The sequence below is a fragment of the Acidobacteriota bacterium genome, assembly GCA_019347945.1.
Taxonomy (GTDB): Bacteria; Acidobacteriota; Thermoanaerobaculia; order Gp7-AA8; family JAHWKK01; genus JAHWKK01.
Genome location: JAHWKK010000004.1, coordinates 77,424 through 95,865, shown reverse-complemented (window position 1 = coordinate 95,865; position 18,442 = coordinate 77,424). Strand labels below are relative to the sequence as shown.

Below are 18,442 nucleotides of genomic sequence, written 5' to 3'. Positions count from 1 at the left end.
GCTCCGGGCTCCAATCGCGATCGGGTAGTATCGAGCGGCGAATGCTGACTCGCCGGGTTCCGAAGGGATTGCTCCGACGGCTGGTGGCCGGAGCTACTTTCTCCGCTCTGTCGGTCCAGCTCCTCTATTCGTTGAATCCACAGATCGAAATCAGTTTCCTCAAACTGATGCTGGTGAGCGCGGCCTATGGTGCAGCCGGTGGCCTTGTGATCGGATTCGCGCTGTGGCTCGTTCGGCTGGTGCGGATGAGAGTTCTTCCACCCGGCGAGTTGCGCCCGCACGGGTTCGGATTCATCGTCGTTGCCGCCGCCTATTGCACGGTCATCTTCTTCATGCACCGCCTCACGTTGCAGATCTATCTGCCGAAGGACGCGGTGACCCAGCTTTCGCGGTCGGCCGGGTTCGTCGGCCTGCTGACGATTGCGCTGTTCATTCTGTGGCTTGTGGAGAGGAATGCGGTCGGATGGCGGAAGCAGATCGTGTTCGGGACGGCGCTGGCACTGATCGCGATCTGTTTCGTGGCCCTCAGCTGGAAGCGGACTTTGCTGGACCCGGGGGAGAGTCCGGGACCTTCCTCCGCGACCATCCCGGCTGCATTCGACCGGCCGCTGGTGGTCGTCGCGGTCCGGTATCTCCCGTATGACTGGATCATCCAGCTCGAGGGGGAGGGAGAGATTCCGTATTTTACGGAGGCGGGCACCCGAGGATTCAGAGCGCGGATCGAGCCCTTTCCGACGACGAGCCGGAGGGCGATCTGGGCTTCCCTGCTGACGGGAAAACTCCCCTATCAGCATGGTGTGACGGGCGTATGGGCGTATCGAGTCCCGTGGGAAAGCGAGCCCTTCCGGATCATTCCCAGCGGTCTCGGATTTCGGACGTGGGGACTCGCTCCGGGCAGACGAACCTCGCTCGGTTCTCCCTTCGGGCGCTCGCGTCCCTTCTGGTCGGTGCTCGAGGCGAGCGGGGTGAAGGTGCTTCATGCGGGCACGCTTCGCGGTCTGGCCCGTTCCGAGGAAAGCTGGCCGGGTGTCGAAGACGCGAGGGAACGGCTGCGGTCCCGCGGAGAGGAAGGGCGTGTCGCCCTGCGTCACCTCGAGGGCGATCTCGCTCGTCTCCGTGCAGTCCGGGAGTCGGGAGCATTCGTCCGCGTGGTCGAAGCAGATGCGCTCGGACGGATCCGAGAGACTCTCGGTGGCGGAAATCTGCTCGAGGCAGAGGGAACCGAGCGCGGGGAGATCTTCAGGGACAGCGTTCACCTTCTCGGTGAGGCGCTGCTCGAGCTCCGAACGGCCGTTCCCGAGGCGACCTTCGTCGTCGTCTCCCCCTCGGCTTTCCAGCCTCACTTCACGCCCGATGATCTCGCGAGCTACTTCCGGTCGCGGGTTCGAGCGGAGACCGGGGATGCGGACGGGCTGTTGATGATCGAAGGGCCGGGCATCCGGAGCGGCGCCATGGGCCCGCTGCCGGTCGGCGTCACCGATGTCGTTCCAACGCTCTTTTTCGCCTCGGGCTGGCCGGTTGCGCGGGATCTCGACGGGCGGGTGATCTTCGAGATGTTTCGTGAAGAGTTCCTTCGCGACCACCCGCTCGAGCTGGTACCGAGCTGGGATTTCAGGCGCGGGCCTCCCCGCTGAACGTTCGAAGCTCGTCACTTCCAGATTCCCTGTCTTGGGTGATAGATCATCGAGCGGATCTTTGCGGTCGGGCCATAGACGCGGACCATGGCTACGAGCTCGTCGCCGTCGGTGAGGAAGATCGATCCGCTGCTCGAAGATCCTCTCGGTGAGAATGAGCAGAGGAGGGACTTTCCGAAGCGGACCGCTTTGCCTTCAGGAATCACCTTCCCCTCCGGATCGCTCAGAGTGAACGTCGGCAGGGCGATCCGAACATCGTCCGTGTGCTCGAGCAGACGACGGGGTCCGGAAACCTTCTTGTCGATGCCTTTCTTGATGTCGGCGTTGGAGAGACCGTCCCAGTCGCCGTCCTCATAAATCTCATAGCTCCATTGGTCGCCGGTCTCGATGAAGCGAAGTCCTACGTGACGGGCCTTGCTGATCGCGCGCGACCTCGCTTCGTGAAAGACACCTCGCAGCTCCTGGGATGCGACGCGAACGGCTCTCCGCTTGTTGATTGAGCTCAGCGCGGGCACCGCGGCGAGGACGAAGGCCCCGATGATCGCGATGACCGTGATGATCTCGAGGAGGGTGTAGCCGGCAGGTTCTCTCGACATGAGTTCTCCTTTTCCTGGGGAGGTGGGCCGCCCGATCTGGGTCGGGCGGCCCGGTACTGCGGGAGTGAGGTGGGACGGCCTAGTCAGCCGAGTTGGCAGGTTTTGCTTTGCGCGGCGACGGAACCTTCTCGGAGAGAGTCGATTCGCCTTCGACGCTGATGTGAGGCTCGAGAAGGCTGAAGGTGCTGTCACCGATGCCTCGTACCTGCATCAGGTCGGTGGCTCGCACGAACGGGCCGTTGTCCTCACGCCACTGAACGATCCGCTCGGCGACTTTCGGACCGACCCGAGGAAGCAGCTGGAGCTGCTCGACGGTGGCGGTGTTGATGTTGATCTTGCCGGCGGCCTTGTCCGCGGCGACGGCGGGGATTGCCATGAGAATCGTCATGGCGACGAGCAATGCGATGTTCAGAGATTTGCGCATCTGGTCTTTCCTCCTTTAGTTTCGAAAATGGTTGTGATGGAACTGCTGGTTTCTTACGCTTGGTTCGATTTGAGTTGTCCACTCGTTTTGTCACCCGCTTCTTTTTTGGCTCTGCCCGGCATCACCTCCTTTCGAGGGGGCAATGAAGTCAAAAGCGCGGCCACCTGGCATTACGGGTTAAATGACGGTTCTGGAGCTACTTGTGCTGGCGGCAGGCTTCGGCGGTCGTCAAATTTTTTTGCGGGGAGGGCGCCTCTGAAAGGAAGCTTTACGGGAGTCGGCGGCTTCCGGCTTGAAGTCGCAACGTATACTTTCGCCTCGGCGCGGGCTCGCCGGCGGAGTGTGATGGCAGATGGGTAAACGGATCGTCGTCGGTATATCGGGAGCGTCCGGAATTTCGCTGGCGCTGCGATTTCTGAGGTTCGCGGCGCAGAGCCCGGAGGTCGAGCGGCTGCATCTGATCGTGAGCCCCCACGCGATGCGGGTGGGAGGGCACGAGATCGAGCCGGCACCGAGAACGGTGGAGGAAGTCGTTGGAAGCGCGGGCCTCACCGATGAACAGCGGCAGAAGGTCGAGCACCATCCCGATGCCGACATCGGTGCTTCCATCGCATCCGGTTCCTACCGAACGGACGGAATGATCGTGATTCCGTGCTCTTCGGGAACGCTCGCGTCGATCGCGACCGGTATCTCGCGAGGATTGATTCAGCGGGCGGCCGACCTGACGCTGAAGGAGCGCCGGCGTCTGATTCTCGTTCTGCGGGAGACGCCCTTCTCGTTGATCCATGCGGAGAACATCCTGAAGGCAACGCAGGCGGGAGCGATCGTGATGCCTCCGATCCCGGCCTTTTACGCCGGCCAGTCGTGGGACTCCTTCGTGGATCACTTCTCGATGCGGACACTCGATCTGTTCGGAGTCGAGAGCGGTCTCGACGACCTGAGATGGGGTGGCGGTGGTGGCTCCGAATCGGAGGAGGTGTCTTGAAGGTCGCGATCATTTCGAAGCCGACCCGTACGGCGCTCGAGCTCGCCTCCGTGATCATCGACCGCCTCGAATCGGCCGGCCATTCGATCGTGATGGATCGTGCAACCGCGTCGTCGCTCGAGCGACGAGGCGGAGAAGCGTTCGACAAGCGAGAGATCGGATCGAAAGCGGATCTCGTTGTGACTTTCGGCGGAGACGGAACACTGCTCTCGGTCGCGCGTCATGCCCCGGAAGAGACCCCGATCATCGGTGTGAATATGGGGACGCTCGGCTTTCTGACCGAGATCCGCGCCGATGAGCTGGACGAGGTTCTCGATCTGGCTCTCGACGGGAAGGCGCCGATCGAACCGCGAAGCACACTCGAGGCAACGATCAGGGGCGATCGCACGGAGGATCGCTACCGTGTGCTCAACGACGCGGTGGTCAACAAGGGAGCGTTGGCCCGCATCATCGATATCCACGTCGAAGTCGATTCCACCTTCGTGACCGTATTTCGTGCAGATGGCCTGATCATCTCCACGCCGACCGGGTCGACCGCTTACAACCTCTCGGCCGGGGGTCCGATCATCTATCCGACGCTCGCCGCAATCGTCATCACACCCATCTGCCCGCATACCCTCACGAATCGCCCGATCGTGCTCCCCGACGGATGTGAGATTACGCTCCGCTTCGAAAAGACGCGGGAGGAGATTTACCTGACGCTCGACGGCCAGGAAGCCGTGCCGGTCGACCACGATGACACGGTGGTGGTGAAAAAGTCGGAGCGGACCGTTGCTCTCGTGCAGTCCCCGACCAAGGATTACTTCGATGTCCTGCGGGGGAAGCTGAAGTGGGGCGAGGGTCCTGTCGGCGGCCGGTGATTGAGCGAGCGTTCTTTCCGGTGTTCGGCCGTTTTCTTTCGTGAAGAGGTCAGCGACCCTGCGCCACGAGCTCCTGCGCCCAGTTCAGCACTGCCACGATGCCGCGGTGGCGAGAGCCGGTCCGTTCGCTGATCAGGAACCGCCCGTCGGGGCCGACGTCGAAGCTGACGAGCTCCGGGACGTCGAACAGCTCGACCGGCTCGCCCAGCCTCAGCTCCGGCTCCGTGGAGACTGGCACCGCCACCATTTTCCCGCCCTTCGCGTAGTAGATCGTCCCGCCGTCGGGAGCCCAGAGGCCACGCGTGTCCATCCCCTGCAGGCTGACGCGAGTCTTTCTCCCGGCATCACCCAGCGGCCTCACATAGATCTCAAACCGGCCCGTCTCGTCGGATCCGTAGGCGAGCCAGCGACCATCGGGAGAAAGAGAGGCTCCCCTTTCCTCAGAGGGGGAAGCGATGAGCGGAGTCATCTCGCTGGTTTCGAGATCGATCATGCCGATGTCGTAGTTCGTGGGAGCGCCATCCTTCTCCGCGGCCAGATCACGGTACGAGATGATCAGGTGCCTTCCGTCCGGCGTGAACGCTTCGGCCTTCTGCACTGCGAATGCGTTCGTGATTCGCTCCACCGCGCCACCGCCGGCGCGAACCCGGTAAAGGTTCGGAGGACCGTCTCTGTCCGAGGAGAAGATGATCCCCTCACCATCGGGCGACCAGATCGGGGCATTGTCAAATCCCGGGTAGTTCGTCAGTCGCGTGAAACTCCCGCGTTCCAGATCGATCACCCATATCTCGCTCGTCGTTTCCTCGATTACCACCGCCACCCGCCTGCCGTCCGGGGAGATCGCCAGCGGCTCGTACTCCTGTTGGGTCAGAGGCAGGACCTCGCGTGCCCCGTCGCGGCTCACTCTCACGAGGCGCTGCGGCGTCTCTCTGAGGGTCTGATAGACGAGAGTTCTCCCGTTCGAGGTCGCGCCGTTGCCCACGTCGCGTGCAATCACCCGCGGCTCCCCTCGCACCTCCAGCGAATCGAGATCGAACGCCACCGCGTTCAGCACATCCCTCTCGGCGTCCCTGTACAGGAGGTAACCGGCGGGATCGTACGATGGGTCCGCGCCCGCAATCACTCTGCGAGTTCCCTCCGATCCGGGGACCAGCATCGCGACTGTCGTCTCCACTCTCGTACCTGGCGCCCACGACGTGAACAGAATGCCTCGACCATCCGGCAACAACGCGGGTCTGAAGTGGGCGTCGACGCGATCTTCTTTGGCCCCGACTCTCGGGTGCGTCAGCTCGACGGGATCTCCTCCCGACTCGGAAACTTCCCAGAGCCCTGAGGGAGCGCTCTTGCTGAAGACGATCGTTCCGTCGTCTCCCCATGAACCTCCTGTGAAGGAGTCGATCGCGCACAGAGTGATGGGCGAGCCACCCGAGACCGGGATCTTGCGCAGTTCCCGGTCGGCGAAGTACCCGATCCAGCGACCATCGGGTGAGAAGAAGGGGCGTCTGGCATTCGTGGCACCGAGTACCGGCGCCGGCTCGAGCTGTGAGAGGGGATGCAGGTACAGCTGCCCCTTTCCTTCGCGCCAAAGCGAATAGGCAACGGTCGTCCCGTCCGGAGAGATCGCCGGACCAGATACGTTCGCATCCTGCGGAATGTCGATCGGAATCCGCACCACCGGCCGCTCGATCGCCTCATGGCTCCACAGCCACGCGGCAACCGTAATCAGCAGCAACAGCCCCAGTAGTCCTGCCGCCCACCACGCCTGACGCTCGCGACTTCTTCGTCGCCGTGCCACTGGCGCTGCCACGCCCGCGCCCGATCCGGCTTCGGAGATCCATCGCAATTCGGCCGCGAGGTCCCGCGCACTCTGCCACCGCTCTTCGGGATCCTTCGCCAGACAGCGCGAGACGACGTGATCGAGCGCAGGGGGCGAGATCGGCTGCACCTTCGAGATCGGGTCGGGATGCTCTCTGAGCACCGCTGCCATCACGCTCGCCGCACTCTTCCCCTCGAAGGCCCGCTTTCCCGTAGCCATTTCGTAGAGGACCGCACCGAGGGCGAAAATGTCCGAGCGCCCGTCGGTCTGGGCCCCCTCGATCTGCTCGGGCGCCATGTACGGATACGTCCCCAGAATCGTCCCCTCGGCGGTCAGCGGCTGGTCCGGGTCACGCGCCAATGTCGCCATCGATCCCATGCTCGACTCGGTGCCGCCATCTCCCGCCGCCACCCGCGCGAGGCCGAAGTCGAGGAGCTTCGCGCCGGCGCCCGTGATCATGATGTTGCCCGGTTTCAGATCGCGGTGCACGATCCCCTGCCGATGGGCTGCGTGAAGAGCCTCGGCGATCTGGGCGCCCACTCGAAGCACCTCGGGGAGATCCATCGCGCCACGTCGCAGCCGCTCCGCCAGCGTCTCTCCCTGGCAATGCTCCATCACGAGGAAGTGGAGGCCTTGCTCTTCGCCGATATCGTGGAGCGTGCAGACGTGCGGGTGCGACAGCTGCGATACGGCACGCGCCTCGCGCTCGAAGCGCGCGCGGCGGTCCGCGTGCGCGGCGAGTCCCTCGGGTAGGATCTTGATGGCGACGGTCCGTCCCAGACGCGTGTCACGCGCCTCGTACACCTCGCCCATTCCTCCGGCCCCGATCGAGGAGACGATCTCGTACGGTCCGAGGCGACGGCCCCGCTCTAACGACACTGCTGCTCCCGTCGCGACGAACGAAAACGCTCCGTCGCACGCGCGACGAGCAACCCGGCCCGGACATCAAGCGAATTCATGCGGAGATTCTAACGGACAGCTGATCGAGTCGCTCCGCTCGCGGGGCGTAAAACGGCTCGAACCCAGCAGACAGCGGGTTCAGGTCTTTGATGTTCGATCTGATTGAGAGATCAAGATCATTCGGGCGGTATGCGCCTGAAGAACAAAAAATGTCAACACTGGGGCACGGGCTTCAATCTTCCCGCAGCTCGCGTCCGGTGAGCGATACAAAAAGGTCCTCCAGCGTCGCGTTGTGTGTGGAGAGATTGACGAGCTTCGCCCCGTTCTCCTCGATCGTGCGGAGAACCCGGGGAACGGTATCGGCGAGGGCATCGCAGTTGAGCGCCCTGGCATTTCCGCGGTGAACGACGCTTGCGACACCGTCGATCGCTGCCAGAACGTCGTCGGACAGCAATGGCTGGGTCTCGATCTCGATGACCTTCGAACCTTCCAGAGAGGAGATCAGCTCGGCGGGCGTCCCCAGCGCGATCACGCGGCCGTGGTCGACGATGGCAACGCGGTCGCAGAGCCTTTCGGCTTCGTCCATGTAGTGGGTGGTGAGGAGCACCGTTCGTCCCTCGACGCGGAACCGGTTCACCTGCTCCCAAAGCTGGAGACGGCTCTGCGGATCGAGACCGGTGGTCGGCTCGTCGAGGAAGAGGATCGATGGATCTCCCGAGAGGGCGACGGCTACGGCGAGTCGCTGACGCTGCCCGCCCGACAGCTTCCCCACTCTCGCGTCGCGCTTCTCGTTCAGCGAGAGCTCGTCGATCAGCGCGTCGGGATCGCGGCCCTCCGGATAGAAGGATCGGAAAAGCCTTAGCGTTTCGGCGACGGTCAGCTTCTCGTTGAGTTTGGTCTCCTGGAGCGATACGCCGATCTTCTGACGGATCCTGGTGGCGTCGCCGTTCCAGTCGAGCCCGAGGATCCGGATCGAGCCTTCGTCGGGGCGGGTGAGCCCCTCGAGCATTTCAATGGTCGTCGTCTTGCCAGCTCCGTTTGGTCCGAGCAGCCCGAAGCATTCACCTTCACGAACATCGAGATCGAGCCCGTCGACCGCCACGACGGTGTCGAAGCGTTTTCGGAGTCCGTGACATTCAATTGCCGAATTCACGGTGCGCATTGTAGACGCGATTCCGTCGGCGAAGGGGAATGACCGGGCCGCAGGGTGGTGCCCAGCAACCTGGATGAGAGTGGCAACCATCAACCTGTTTGCACGCCTCCAACCTCCAACCGCCAACCTCCAACCTCCAACTCTCTTCCTACTCGGCCGGTCCTGCCTGGCCGGCGCCCGCGGGTGGGGTATGATTGCGCGATTTTACGGGAGGTGTGCCGATGGAAAACCCTTCGTCCAGCGTGACCCCGACTCCGAGAGGATCCGGGCCCTACATACCGGCCTCGACGATCCTTCCGGAGATCACGGTCAAGGCGATCGTGCTCGGGGTCGTTCTGTCGGTCATCCTCTCGGCGGCGAACGCGTATCTCGGGTTGCTCGTCGGAATGACGGTCTCCGCGTCGATTCCGGCGGCGGTCATCTCGATGGCGGTCCTGCGGCTCTTCCGGCAGTCGAACATTCTCGAGAACAACATCGTACAGACGTCCGCATCGGCGGGTGAGAGTCTGGCAGCCGGCGCGATCTTCACGATGCCCGCGCTGATCATGATGCAGATCTGGGGGCGGTTCGACTATGTCGAGACTGCGATCGTCACCGGGCTCGGCGGGGTGATCGGCGTGATGTTCACGATCCCGCTGCGGCGGGCGATGATCGTCGAGAACCCGCTTCAGTTTCCCGAAGGTGTGGCCACCGCCGAAGTTCTCAAGGTGGGCCAGGGTGGTGGCTCGGGCATCGGCCAGATCATCAGCGGTGGCATCATCGGCGCAATCTTCAAGCTGGGCGACACCGGCTTCCGTCTCTGGACCGGCTCGGTCGAGTACGCGCGATACGTGGGAAACACGATCGCGTACATCGGAACCAATGTCTCGCCCGCTCTCGTGGGCGTCGGTTACATCGTCGGTCTGAACATTGCGGTCGTTCTCTTTCTCGGGAGCGCAATCAACTGGTTCATCGTCATTCCGTATCTCGTGGCGACGGGAGCGGGGCCGGTTGCGGGATCCGCGGTCGAGGTCGCGGGGACGCTCTGGTCCACGCAGACGCGCTACCTCGGTGTCGGCGCGATGCTCGTCGGCGGTTTGTGGGCTCTGATCCGGCTCTCGAAGAGCCTGGTCGAAGGCATCAGGTCGAGCGTCCGTGCCTACCGGAGTGCGCGCGGCGGAGATGCGGTCGATCGCACCGATCGCGACACGCCGATTCAGTGGGTCGGCATCGGGCTCATCGTCAGCGCGATCCCGCTTTTCTACGTCTTCCATCATTTCATCGATAACGCCGCGATCGCGGCGGTGATGGCCGGCCTGATGCTCGTCGCCGGCTTCCTCTTCTCGGCCGTCGCGGCGTACATGGCCGGACTCGTCGGATCATCGAACAATCCGATCTCTGGAATCACAATCTCGACGATTCTCGTCTCCTCGCTCCTTCTTCTCCTGATGATGGGGAGTGGCAATGCGCAGGGCGCTGCGGCGGCCATCTTCATCGGTGCGGTCGTCTGCTGCGCGGCAGCGATCGGCGGAGACAACATGCAGGATCTGAAGGCGGGCTACCTTCTCGGTGCCACGCCCTACAAGCAGCAGATCATGCAGATGATCGGCGTGGTTGCTGCTGCGCTCGCGATGGCGCCCATCCTCAACCTCCTCCTCGACGGGTACGGCTTCGGTCCACAAACCGCAGATCGCCCCAACGCCCTCCAGGCGCCGCAGGCGACCCTGATGGCGTCGGTGGCGCAGGGTGTTTTCTTCGGAGGCCTTCCGTGGGACATGGTGATCGCCGGAATGGTAATCGCCGTGGTCGTGATCATCATCGACGTGATCCTGGAGAAGCGTGGAAGCGCCTGGAAGTTCCCGGTGCTCGCGTTCGCCGTCGGGATCTATCTGCCGCTCGAGCTGATGACGCCGATCCTGCTGGGAGGTCTGATTGCATGGATCGCCGGCCGCGCTTATGGAAAAGTGCAGGATCAGGCGGATGGCGAGCTGGAGGCCCCGCTGACCGATGCGAGAACGACTGGCGAACGGAACGGACTTCTCTTCGCGGCCGGGCTCATCACCGGTGAGGCGCTTCTGGGAATCGCGCTCGCGATCCCGATTGCGGCGACGGAGAATCCGGACGTTCTGCGGCTGGTCGAAACTCCGGTAAGAACGATCGGTCTGATTCTTCTCGCAATCGTGATGTTCGGTCTCTACAGGGTGGCGTCGAAACCTGGACGTGATTTGAGATAGACGAAGACGAGGGGCGAGAGGTGAGTGACGAGCGATGAGCGACTTCTGCGCTCAGGATTAGCTTGCCCGGCCGATCGGTTAGGCCCACTGGTGACTCGAGAACAGATTTCGGAACGGGCAATTGATGTCTGAGCAGATCATTCACGCGACGACCGTCGTCAGCGTGCGTCGCGATGGAAAAATCGCGATGGCCGGCGATGGCCAGGTGACCGTCGGCAACACCGTCATGAAGCGAGGGGCCTCCAAAGTGCGGAGGCTCTACCGCGGAGAAGTCCTCGCCGGTTTCGCTGGCTCCGCCGCCGACGCATTCGCCCTGTTTTCACGCTTCGAGGCGAAGCTCGAAGAGTACGGAGGGAACATCGAGCGTTCGGTCGTCGAGCTTGCGAAGGACTGGAGGCTCGACAAGTACCTCCGCCAGCTTCAGGCCTATCTGATCGTCGCGAATGCCGAGCGGTCGTATCTCGTCTCCGGGACCGGTGATCTCATCCAGCCGGACGAGAATGGCATTCTCTCGATCGGTTCGGGAGGCCCGTATGCGCATTCCGCGGCGATGGCTCTGCTCGCGCACACGGAGATGAGCGCCGAGGAGATCGTCCGAAAAGCGCTCGAGATCGCCTCGACGATCTGTATCTACACGAACGACAACATCACGGTCGAGGTGCTCTGAATGGCGATCATTCTTCCTGGGTCGGTCGGAGCGGGCGAGAAGTCGGAGGTCGAGCACGATCTGACACCGAAGCGGGTCGTCGCGGAGCTCGACCGTTACATCGTCGGGCAGAACGCCGCGAAGCGCGCGGTCGCGATTGCGCTCCGCAACCGCTGGCGGCGCCAGCAGCTCGGCGCGGAGCTCCGTGAAGAGATCTCGCCGAAGAACATCATCATGATCGGACCGACCGGCGTCGGAAAGACCGAGATCGCGAGACGGCTCGCACGGCTGACGAGCTCGCCGTTCCTGAAAGTCGAAGCCTCCAAGTTCACCGAGGTCGGTTACGTCGGGCGGGATGTCGAGTCGATCGTCCGCGACCTCACCGAGCTGGGCGTCGCGATGGTCCGCGAGGAACGCGCGAAACAGGTGCGCGCCCAGGCGGAGAAGGCGGCCAGAGAGCGTCTGCTCGATCTTCTGCTTCCGGGCCGCTCGCGGCCCGCTCCCGCCTTTCAGCCGCAGAACGAAGAGACCGACCGCACCGAGACCCGCGAAAAGATGGGAATCTGGCTCGACCAGGGACGTCTCGAAGACCGTGAGATCGAGGTGGATGTCCGGGATCAGGGCTTTCCCTCGTTCGAGATCTTCACGAATCAGGGCGTCGAGGAGATGGGCGTCAACATGAAGGACATGCTTCCCGGCCTCTTCGGCGGCAAGACAAAGAAGCAAAAGATGCGCGTCGGCGATGCGCGGGAGATCCTGATCGAGGAGGAGGCGGCGAAGCTGATCGACCAGTCTTCGCTCGCCAGGGAAGCCGTCAACCGCGTCGAACAGAGCGGCATCGTCTTCCTCGACGAGATCGACAAGGTCGCGGGGAGAGAATCGAAGCAGGGGCCGGACGTCTCGAGAGAAGGAGTGCAGCGGGACCTTCTCCCGATCGTCGAGGGGACGGCGGTCAACACGAAGTACGGGATCGTCCGTACCGACCACGTTCTCTTCATTGCCGCCGGTGCATTCCACGTTTCGAAACCCTCGGATCTGATCCCGGAGCTCCAGGGTCGCTTTCCGATTCGCGTCGAGCTCGATGCGCTGACGGAGGCTGATTTCGTCCGCATTCTCCGCGAGCCCCGCGCGGCGCTGACACGGCAGTACGAAGCATTGCTTTCCACGGAGGGGCTCACGGTCGTGTTCACGGACGACGCCGTTGCGGAGATCGCGAAGATCGCCGTCACCGTCAACGATAGAACCGAGAACATCGGAGCGCGGCGGCTGCAGACCGTGATGGAGCGGGTGCTTGATACGCTGAGCTTCGAAGCGAGCGAACGTCCCGGCGAGACGGTGGCGATCGACGCTGACTACGTCCGCGATCACGTCGGCGACATCGTCCGCGACGACGATCTGAGTCGCTATATTTTGTAGGGATTAGGGATTAGTGATTAGGGATTAGGGATCAGGGATCAGGGATCAGGGATCAGGGATCAGGAAAGGCGGGGCGAGGGACGCGCCCCAGCGCTTTTATGCGATGCGCACCGAGCGACTACTCGAGACGCAGAACGACCCGGACCCGGTCGCCATCCGCGAGTGGAAAATCGTTCGCGAGCCTGAAAACCACGCGCTCGGTCGCCTCGTCGCGAATCGTCAGCGTGTGATTCCCGACCGCGCCGCCGGGACAGGAGTAGTTGCAGACGATGCAGCCGCTCCGGAATCGTGAGCGCCAGGCCTCGTTGCCGCCGTACCGAAGGTCGAGATCGGACTCGGGCGTCGAGCGGATCAACTCGTCGAGCCGGTACCGCTTCCCGCCGGCCTCGACGAAAACCTCGACGCGAGATCCCTCGACCCGAATGTCCGGCGCGGTGGCGGCCGGGTCGTTCCGCTTGGTCCAACTCTCCGGAACGAGATTGTCACCGGGTTCCGCCCCGAGCGACTCGAGCGCGCGTCGAACCTCGAGGTCGCTCACCTCGGCCAGCAACAGCGCGCCGAAGCGAGAGACGCCGTACTTCGAGACGACCGAATGATGGCCCGGCTGGAACATCGACCGGCTGAACGCATCGATCTGAACGATCGCCGGAAATCGAATCTCGCGACGCGAGCGATCGACGGCAATCTTCGAATCTTCGGCCGAGCTGCAGGAGATGCAGAAAGCGAGCGCCACGGCGCCCGTCAGCAGCCCGACGACCGCGAGCCTTTGCCTACGCGTGGACGTGAGCTTTCGCCGTGATCTCTTCGTAGAACTTCTCCCGCACGCCGCCCGCGTTGACCCGGCACATCGGAACCATCTCGTCGTCGATCGGAACGCGAAAGACGCACGCCTCCAGCCGTTCCTTTCCACGCTCGGTCTCGAGCTGCGAAGCGTCCATGAAGTGGTGGCTCGTGAAGGTGACCGAGTCGACGCGGAGCTGGCGCAGAAGGCCGCGGGCGAGGACCGGCGCAAACGACGTCCCCATCGATTCCTTCAGTTTCTCGTTCACCCAGCGACGGCCACGTCCGAAGATGAATCGTCCCGCCTGTCGCATCATGCCGAGCGCACGACCGACCATCTCCTCGGGGCGGTCGTCCCGGAACGCCACGCCGAGCAGCCCGGTGTCCGTGTACTCCTTCATGATCTCGAGATCCTTCTCGTGATCGCGGATCAGCTCGACCAGCTTCAATCCCTTCGAATCCTCGAGGGCGATCATCGGAATGAAGCGCGTGCAGTCGGGGTGACCGAAGTGGAGCGGCGCGTTTCCGATCGGCGTTCCAAACTCCGCGGTTGCCTTCCCCACTTCCGCCCAGAGTTGATCAGAAGAGACTCCTTCGAGATGGGAACGGGTGCGCCCCACCTGCGCGAGCGGCTGAAAGCTGATCAGGCTGAACGCGTCCCGGTTCCGGATCAGCCAGCGGCAGACGTCGGAGACCTGGCCGACATTCTGCGAAGTGATCGTCATCGTCGTCGCCGCGCGCAAGCGGAGCCCCGTGGTCTTCCGGGCGTTCCGCACGAGATCGGCGAGCTCGTCGCGCAGCGGCATCAGCTCGACCTCGGATTTGGGGGAGCGATAGCCATCGCGCCCACGCTGTGTGATGTCGACGTGAATCGAGACCTCGGTCAGCCCCCCCTCCGTCATCAGCCGCTCCAGAAGCCCGGGATTGCGGCGGAAGTTGTCGCCGTGCGTCATGACCATCGGGATGGCGCCCACCTTACGCGCGTGCGAAAGGATACGGACGAGCTCGTCCGCAGGCCGCAACGTGATCTCCCCGTCGGTAAGCTGAAGGTTGCTTTTCGGTCCGAGCCACGCGCGAATCCGGTCTATCTGAGCGAGGACTTCTTCGACCGGCAGCGCGGGAATCCTGTTGGCTTCGGTACCGAGGTAACAGCCGGTGCATGCAAAGTCACACTTTGGCTGAGTGCCGATTGTCGCGCCGCAGCCGGTTGCCTTCTGGCCGAGTCCCTGCGTCGCGACCTTCACGGCGGGCGGAAGGTTCTGCCAGCGCTCGTCGAGCAATCTTCTCTTTTCAGCGGTTACCGGATCGACGAACAGCGACCATGCCGTGGCGAAGCTCATTGCGTTCTCCTCTTCCGGACGACTCGGCTGCCGGAGTGAGTCATCCTAGACTACCTTTGGCTCGCCGTGAAGGTCTGGAGGGTTGAAAGGGCAGACGGTCTCGCTGAGCCGCGGTTGAAGCGGCCCCCGTTCAACCCGGCTGCTCCCCGGTCGGCGCCGGGACCCCCACATCAGAAGCCGCGGAAGCTGCGGTGACGACGGGAGACAGGACATGGAGGTTTCCGAGGAACGAGCCGTATGTCCAGAGGGGGACCACTTTCAGACAGCCGAGAAGCTCGCCGACCATGGCGAGCTGCGAAGACCAGCCGCGAACGAGGCCGAGCTTGTCGCGTTTGGTTCGATGGCAGCAGCCGCGCAGCGTACGGACCGCGAAGGGAAGCCGCCTCCGCGCGATCACCTCGTTGATCATGATCTCGATCTGAAAGCCGCGGAGCTTCTCCGGAGGTACGTCCTCGAAGACCCAGCGCTTCATCGCGCGCAGCCCTGAGATCGGCGGAAGGCGGAGAAGGAGTGGGTCGAGAATCCCTCCGTAGCTGACCACTCCGATCGACAGCGGGGCGGTTCCGTCGAGGACCGGTGCCGCGATCCCCTCGAGATGTTCGGGAGCGGTCGCAATGATGTCGCCGTCGAAGAAGAGGATCACGTCGGCGCTCGATGCCCCGACCCCCTCGCGCATCGCGAGCGCCTTGCTCCCGGCGCCGTCGCGACGAATGACTTCGGCTCCCGCAAGGCGGGCGATCTCGCCGGTTCCATCCGTGGAGCCGTCGTCGACGACGATGACACGCCCGACGCCAGGGGTCGAAAGCGCCGCCTGGACCGGTCCCGCGATGGTCGGCGCCTCGTTCCGGGCGGAGATGATCACGTCGAACCGCGCTTTCCCTGGATGAGTCACGCGCGCAATTATTCGTGTTTCGACCCGGCGAGTCGAGGCCGTTTCGTCCGGATCGGGCCGTGGGTTGCATATCCCGACGGGGAGGAGAACGAATGCCGAGCTACGAGATTCTGCAGGAGGGTGGTGGTGTCCCGGTCAAGGCATGGACGAGGGGCGTGCCGGTCGAGGACGAAGCGAAGCAACAGCTTCTGAATCTCTCCCGGATGCCGTTCATCTACCGCTGGATCGCGGCGATGCCCGACGTCCACTTCGGGATCGGAGCGACCGTCGGAAGCGTGATCGCGACGAAGAAGGCGATCATCCCGGCCGCAGTCGGCGTCGACATCGGATGCGGAATGATGGCGATGCGCACGTCGCTCACCGCCTCCGATCTACCGGACAACCTCCGTTCGATCCGCTCGGCGATCGAGCGGGCCGTTCCCCACGGCCGCACCCACCGCGGTGGGAAGAACGATCGCGGCGCCTGGCACAGGCCGCCGGCGCCGGCAGTGGAGTCGTGGGCAAACCTCGAGCCGCGCTACCGTGCGATCAGCGAGAAGCATCCGAAGGTCGGGAGAGGGAACGACTTCAATCAGCTCGGGACGCTCGGCTCCGGCAACCACTTCATCGAGGTCTGTCTCGACGAAAGCGATTACGTCTGGATCATGCTTCACAGCGGCTCGCGCGGCGTCGGGAACCGGATCGGCAGTTACTTCATCAGCCTCGCTAAGAAGGAAGCGGAACGGCAGCAGCAGAATCTTCCCGACCGGGACCTCGCGTATCTGTCCGAGGGAAGCGAGCATTTCGACGATTACGTGGAGGCGGTCCATTGGGCGCAGGATTTCGCGGCGACCAACCGGCGTCTGATGATGGCTGCGACGATCGAGGCGATCCGCGGCACCGGAGAGCTCCCGCCGTTCGAGATCGACCTCGAGGCGGTGAACTGCCACCATAACTACGTCGCGATCGAGAACCATTACGGTGAAGATGTGCTCGTCACGCGCAAGGGAGCGGTGCGCGCCGGCGAAGGGGAGCTCGGGATCATCCCGGGAAGCATGGGAGCACGCTCCTACATTGTTCGTGGCAAAGGAAATCCGGAGAGTTTCCGGAGCTGCTCGCACGGCGCCGGTCGCGCGATGTCGCGAACCGAGGCGCGAAAGAGGTTCTCGGTGGAGGATCACGCGCGTGCAACGGCAGGAGTCGAATGCCGCAAGGACATCGGAGTCATCGATGAGACTCCGATGGCCTACAAGTCGATCGATGCCGTGATGGCCGCGCAGAAGGACCTCGTCGAGGTGGCGCACACTCTCCGTCAGGTCGTCTGCGTCAAAGGATAGGAGCGATTTGAGTGCTTCCTTTTAGAGATGTTGCGGAGGGCCTGGCTCTTGCTGGATCGCCCATCATGATGAATCGTCTTTTCTTTTTCGCTCTGCTGGTGGCGGTTTCGATATTGGCCCAGCGAGCGACCGGAGAGACCGTCGCGCCGCTGCACCAGCACCATGCTCCTCCCGAGGAAAAGGAGGGCCCAACCGGGAAGCAGGCGGAGCCCGGGGAAGCGGAAGATGTCATCCAGCACCTCTCCCCTCCTGCGCAAGAGCACGGTGTGCATGATCATGGCCCGACAGATCCCATCCGGAAGCTCCTGATGCAGCAGGCTTCCGGCACCAGCGTAAACCCGGCTTCGTCCGGGATGCACGGCGACCACGGGCAGATCGGCGGATGGAACCTGATGCATCACGGGCAGGTATTTGTGAACGGTGTCGTGCAGACCGGTCCCCGGGGAGAAGACGAAATCTTTTCTACGAACTGGCTCATGGTGATGGCCGATCGTCCGCTCGGTGGAGGCCACTTCGCCATTCGCGGGATGCTCAGCCTCGAGCCTGCGACCATTTCCGACGAGTATTATCCGGAGCTGTTTCAGACGGGAGAGCTCGCGGATGGAGAGCCGATCGTGGACGGACAGCATCCGCATGACTTCTTCATGGAGCTCGCAGCTGAGTACGCGCAGGAGTTGTGGCCCGGCGTGATCGGCAACGTCTACGCGGCGGTGCACGGCGATCCCGCTCTCGGCCCGGTTGCGTTCCCCCATCGCGTTTCCGCCATGGAAATTCCGCAGGCGACGCTCGCGCACCACCTTCAGGACTCGACCCACATTGCCGGATCCGTTCTGACGCTCGGCATTTCTTCCGGAATCGCGCGGCTCGAGATGAGCGGCTTCCACGGGGAAGAGCCGGACGAAGAACGGTGGGATCTCGACACGGGCCGGATCGACTCGTGGTCCGTCAGGATCGGTTTTACCCCTTCGCCTCACTGGAGCGCGCAGATCTCCACCGGTCACCTCGAAGACCCCGAAGCTCACGCCCCCGGAGACCTGCAGCGAACGACTGCGTCCGTTCTCTACCACCGGCCTACTTCGTTCGGCGAGATGGCACACGGATTCATCTGGGGTCGGAACGATCCCGAGGAGGGAAGCACCCTCGATGCGTTTACGCTCGAATCGCTCGTTCGCGTCGGGCCGCGGAACCATCTCACCGGCAGGCTCGAGATCGTCGATCGCGCGAGCCACGATCTTCTGGAAGCGGAAGAAGGAGGTCATCACGCGGATCTGGAAGAGGATCTGTTCCGGATTACTGCGCTGACTCTCGGTTATGTTCGTGACGTGTATTCGTCGCCGGCCGTCGTGTACGGAGCCGGCTTCAACGCGACTGCCTATGCGTTCCCCAGCGAGCTCGAGCATTTCTATGGAAGCAGTCCGATGAGCTACCTCTTATTTTTCCGGGTCCGCAATGCCGAATGAAGACAGAGAGA

15 protein-coding genes are annotated in these 18,442 nt (G+C 63.3%); 8 read left to right on the top strand and 7 right to left on the bottom strand.

The window, feature by feature from the left end; all coding sequences use genetic code 11:
- Nucleotides 1-41: 41 nt before the first annotated feature.
- Nucleotides 42-1,634, top strand: a complete 1,593-nt coding sequence (locus KY459_03980; GenBank protein ID MBW3563865.1) for a hypothetical protein — start codon at nucleotides 42-44, stop codon at nucleotides 1,632-1,634.
- Between the two features lie 14 nt (nucleotides 1,635-1,648).
- Here KY459_03980 and KY459_03975 read toward each other — a convergent pair whose 3' ends face one another.
- The gene (locus KY459_03975; GenBank protein ID MBW3563864.1) at nucleotides 1,649-2,230 is read right to left on the bottom strand and encodes a prepilin-type N-terminal cleavage/methylation domain-containing protein; all 582 of its coding nucleotides are present in this window, start codon (nucleotides 2,228-2,230) and stop codon (nucleotides 1,649-1,651) included.
- Nucleotides 2,231-2,309: 79 nt separating this feature from the next.
- Nucleotides 2,310-2,654 carry a helix-hairpin-helix domain-containing protein gene (locus tag KY459_03970; protein ID MBW3563863.1) on the bottom strand — a complete coding sequence of 115 codons (345 nt, stop codon included), beginning with the start codon at nucleotides 2,652-2,654 and terminating at the stop codon, nucleotides 2,310-2,312.
- Nucleotides 2,655-3,006: 352 nt separating this feature from the next.
- On the opposite strand from KY459_03970, the gene KY459_03965 reads away from it, so the two are divergent.
- Both KY459_03965 and KY459_03960 read left to right on the top strand, forming a co-directional pair.
- Complete coding sequence (locus KY459_03965) at nucleotides 3,007-3,639, top strand: UbiX family flavin prenyltransferase (protein MBW3563862.1); 633 nt, start codon at nucleotides 3,007-3,009, stop codon at nucleotides 3,637-3,639.
- A complete protein-coding gene (locus tag KY459_03960) occupies nucleotides 3,636-4,499 on the top strand; it encodes an NAD(+)/NADH kinase (GenBank protein MBW3563861.1) in 864 nt (287 codons plus the stop codon). Before KY459_03965 ends, KY459_03960 begins: the two co-directional genes overlap by 4 nt.
- A gap of 49 nt (nucleotides 4,500-4,548) precedes the next feature.
- Here KY459_03960 and KY459_03955 read toward each other — a convergent pair whose 3' ends face one another.
- Both KY459_03955 and KY459_03950 read right to left on the bottom strand, forming a co-directional pair.
- Complete coding sequence (locus KY459_03955) at nucleotides 4,549-7,194, bottom strand: serine/threonine-protein kinase (GenBank protein MBW3563860.1); 2,646 nt, start codon at nucleotides 7,192-7,194, stop codon at nucleotides 4,549-4,551.
- A 253-nt stretch (nucleotides 7,195-7,447) separates the two neighbouring features.
- Entirely contained in the window at nucleotides 7,448-8,377 is a 930-nt protein-coding gene (locus KY459_03950) for an ABC transporter ATP-binding protein (protein MBW3563859.1), read from the bottom strand.
- 212 nt (nucleotides 8,378-8,589) lie between these two features.
- On the opposite strand from KY459_03950, the gene KY459_03945 reads away from it, so the two are divergent.
- The 3 genes from KY459_03945 (at nucleotide 8,590) to hslU (ending at nucleotide 12,643) form a co-directional block, all read left to right on the top strand.
- A complete protein-coding gene (locus tag KY459_03945) occupies nucleotides 8,590-10,581 on the top strand; it encodes an oligopeptide transporter, OPT family (protein ID MBW3563858.1) in 1,992 nt (663 codons plus the stop codon).
- A 124-nt stretch (nucleotides 10,582-10,705) separates the two neighbouring features.
- Nucleotides 10,706-11,248: an ATP-dependent protease subunit HslV gene (hslV, locus tag KY459_03940; protein ID MBW3563857.1), complete on the top strand. Its 543-nt coding sequence runs from the start codon at nucleotides 10,706-10,708 to the stop codon at nucleotides 11,246-11,248.
- Entirely contained in the window at nucleotides 11,249-12,643 is a 1,395-nt protein-coding gene (hslU, locus tag KY459_03935; GenBank protein MBW3563856.1) for an ATP-dependent protease ATPase subunit HslU, read from the top strand. It begins immediately after the preceding gene.
- A gap of 118 nt (nucleotides 12,644-12,761) precedes the next feature.
- Here the strand turns inward: hslU and KY459_03930 are convergent, their stop codons facing one another.
- The 3 genes from KY459_03930 to KY459_03920 all read right to left on the bottom strand — a co-directional run bounded on the left by KY459_03930 (nucleotide 12,762) and on the right by KY459_03920 (nucleotide 15,655).
- On the bottom strand, nucleotides 12,762-13,376 hold the full coding sequence (locus KY459_03930; protein MBW3563855.1) for a hypothetical protein: 615 nt from the start codon (nucleotides 13,374-13,376) through the stop codon (nucleotides 12,762-12,764).
- Nucleotides 13,377-13,413: 37 nt separating this feature from the next.
- Nucleotides 13,414-14,763, bottom strand: coding sequence for a radical SAM protein (locus tag KY459_03925; GenBank protein ID MBW3563854.1), 1,350 nt, complete (start codon nucleotides 14,761-14,763; stop codon nucleotides 13,414-13,416).
- A 130-nt stretch (nucleotides 14,764-14,893) separates the two neighbouring features.
- Nucleotides 14,894-15,655, bottom strand: a complete 762-nt coding sequence (locus KY459_03920; GenBank protein MBW3563853.1) for a glycosyltransferase — start codon at nucleotides 15,653-15,655, stop codon at nucleotides 14,894-14,896.
- A 92-nt stretch (nucleotides 15,656-15,747) separates the two neighbouring features.
- Here KY459_03920 and KY459_03915 point away from each other — a divergent pair, with 92 nt between their 5' ends.
- The gene (locus KY459_03915; GenBank protein MBW3563852.1) at nucleotides 15,748-16,971 is read left to right on the top strand and encodes an RtcB family protein; all 1,224 of its coding nucleotides are present in this window, start codon (nucleotides 15,748-15,750) and stop codon (nucleotides 16,969-16,971) included.
- A 65-nt stretch (nucleotides 16,972-17,036) separates the two neighbouring features.
- Nucleotides 17,037-18,431, top strand: coding sequence for a hypothetical protein (locus KY459_03910; protein MBW3563851.1), 1,395 nt, complete (start codon nucleotides 17,037-17,039; stop codon nucleotides 18,429-18,431).
- The last annotated feature ends 11 nt before the right edge of the window (nucleotides 18,432-18,442 follow it).

Coding starts and splice junctions, on each gene's coding strand:
- KY459_03980 (MBW3563865.1), top strand. CDS start 42: ATGCTGACTCGCCGGGTTCCGAAGGGATTGCTCCGACGGCTGGTGGCC.
- KY459_03975 (MBW3563864.1), bottom strand. CDS start 2,230: ATGTCGAGAGAACCTGCCGGCTACACCCTCCTCGAGATCATCACGGTC.
- KY459_03970 (MBW3563863.1), bottom strand. CDS start 2,654: ATGCGCAAATCTCTGAACATCGCATTGCTCGTCGCCATGACGATTCTC.
- KY459_03965 (MBW3563862.1), top strand. CDS start 3,007: ATGGGTAAACGGATCGTCGTCGGTATATCGGGAGCGTCCGGAATTTCG.
- KY459_03950 (MBW3563859.1), bottom strand. CDS start 8,377: ATGCGCACCGTGAATTCGGCAATTGAATGTCACGGACTCCGAAAACGC.
- KY459_03945 (MBW3563858.1), top strand. CDS start 8,590: ATGGAAAACCCTTCGTCCAGCGTGACCCCGACTCCGAGAGGATCCGGG.
- hslV (MBW3563857.1), top strand. CDS start 10,706: ATGTCTGAGCAGATCATTCACGCGACGACCGTCGTCAGCGTGCGTCGC.
- hslU (MBW3563856.1), top strand. CDS start 11,249: ATGGCGATCATTCTTCCTGGGTCGGTCGGAGCGGGCGAGAAGTCGGAG.
- KY459_03925 (MBW3563854.1), bottom strand. CDS start 14,763: ATGAGCTTCGCCACGGCATGGTCGCTGTTCGTCGATCCGGTAACCGCT.
- KY459_03915 (MBW3563852.1), top strand. CDS start 15,748: ATGCCGAGCTACGAGATTCTGCAGGAGGGTGGTGGTGTCCCGGTCAAG.
- KY459_03910 (MBW3563851.1), top strand. CDS start 17,037: ATGATGAATCGTCTTTTCTTTTTCGCTCTGCTGGTGGCGGTTTCGATA.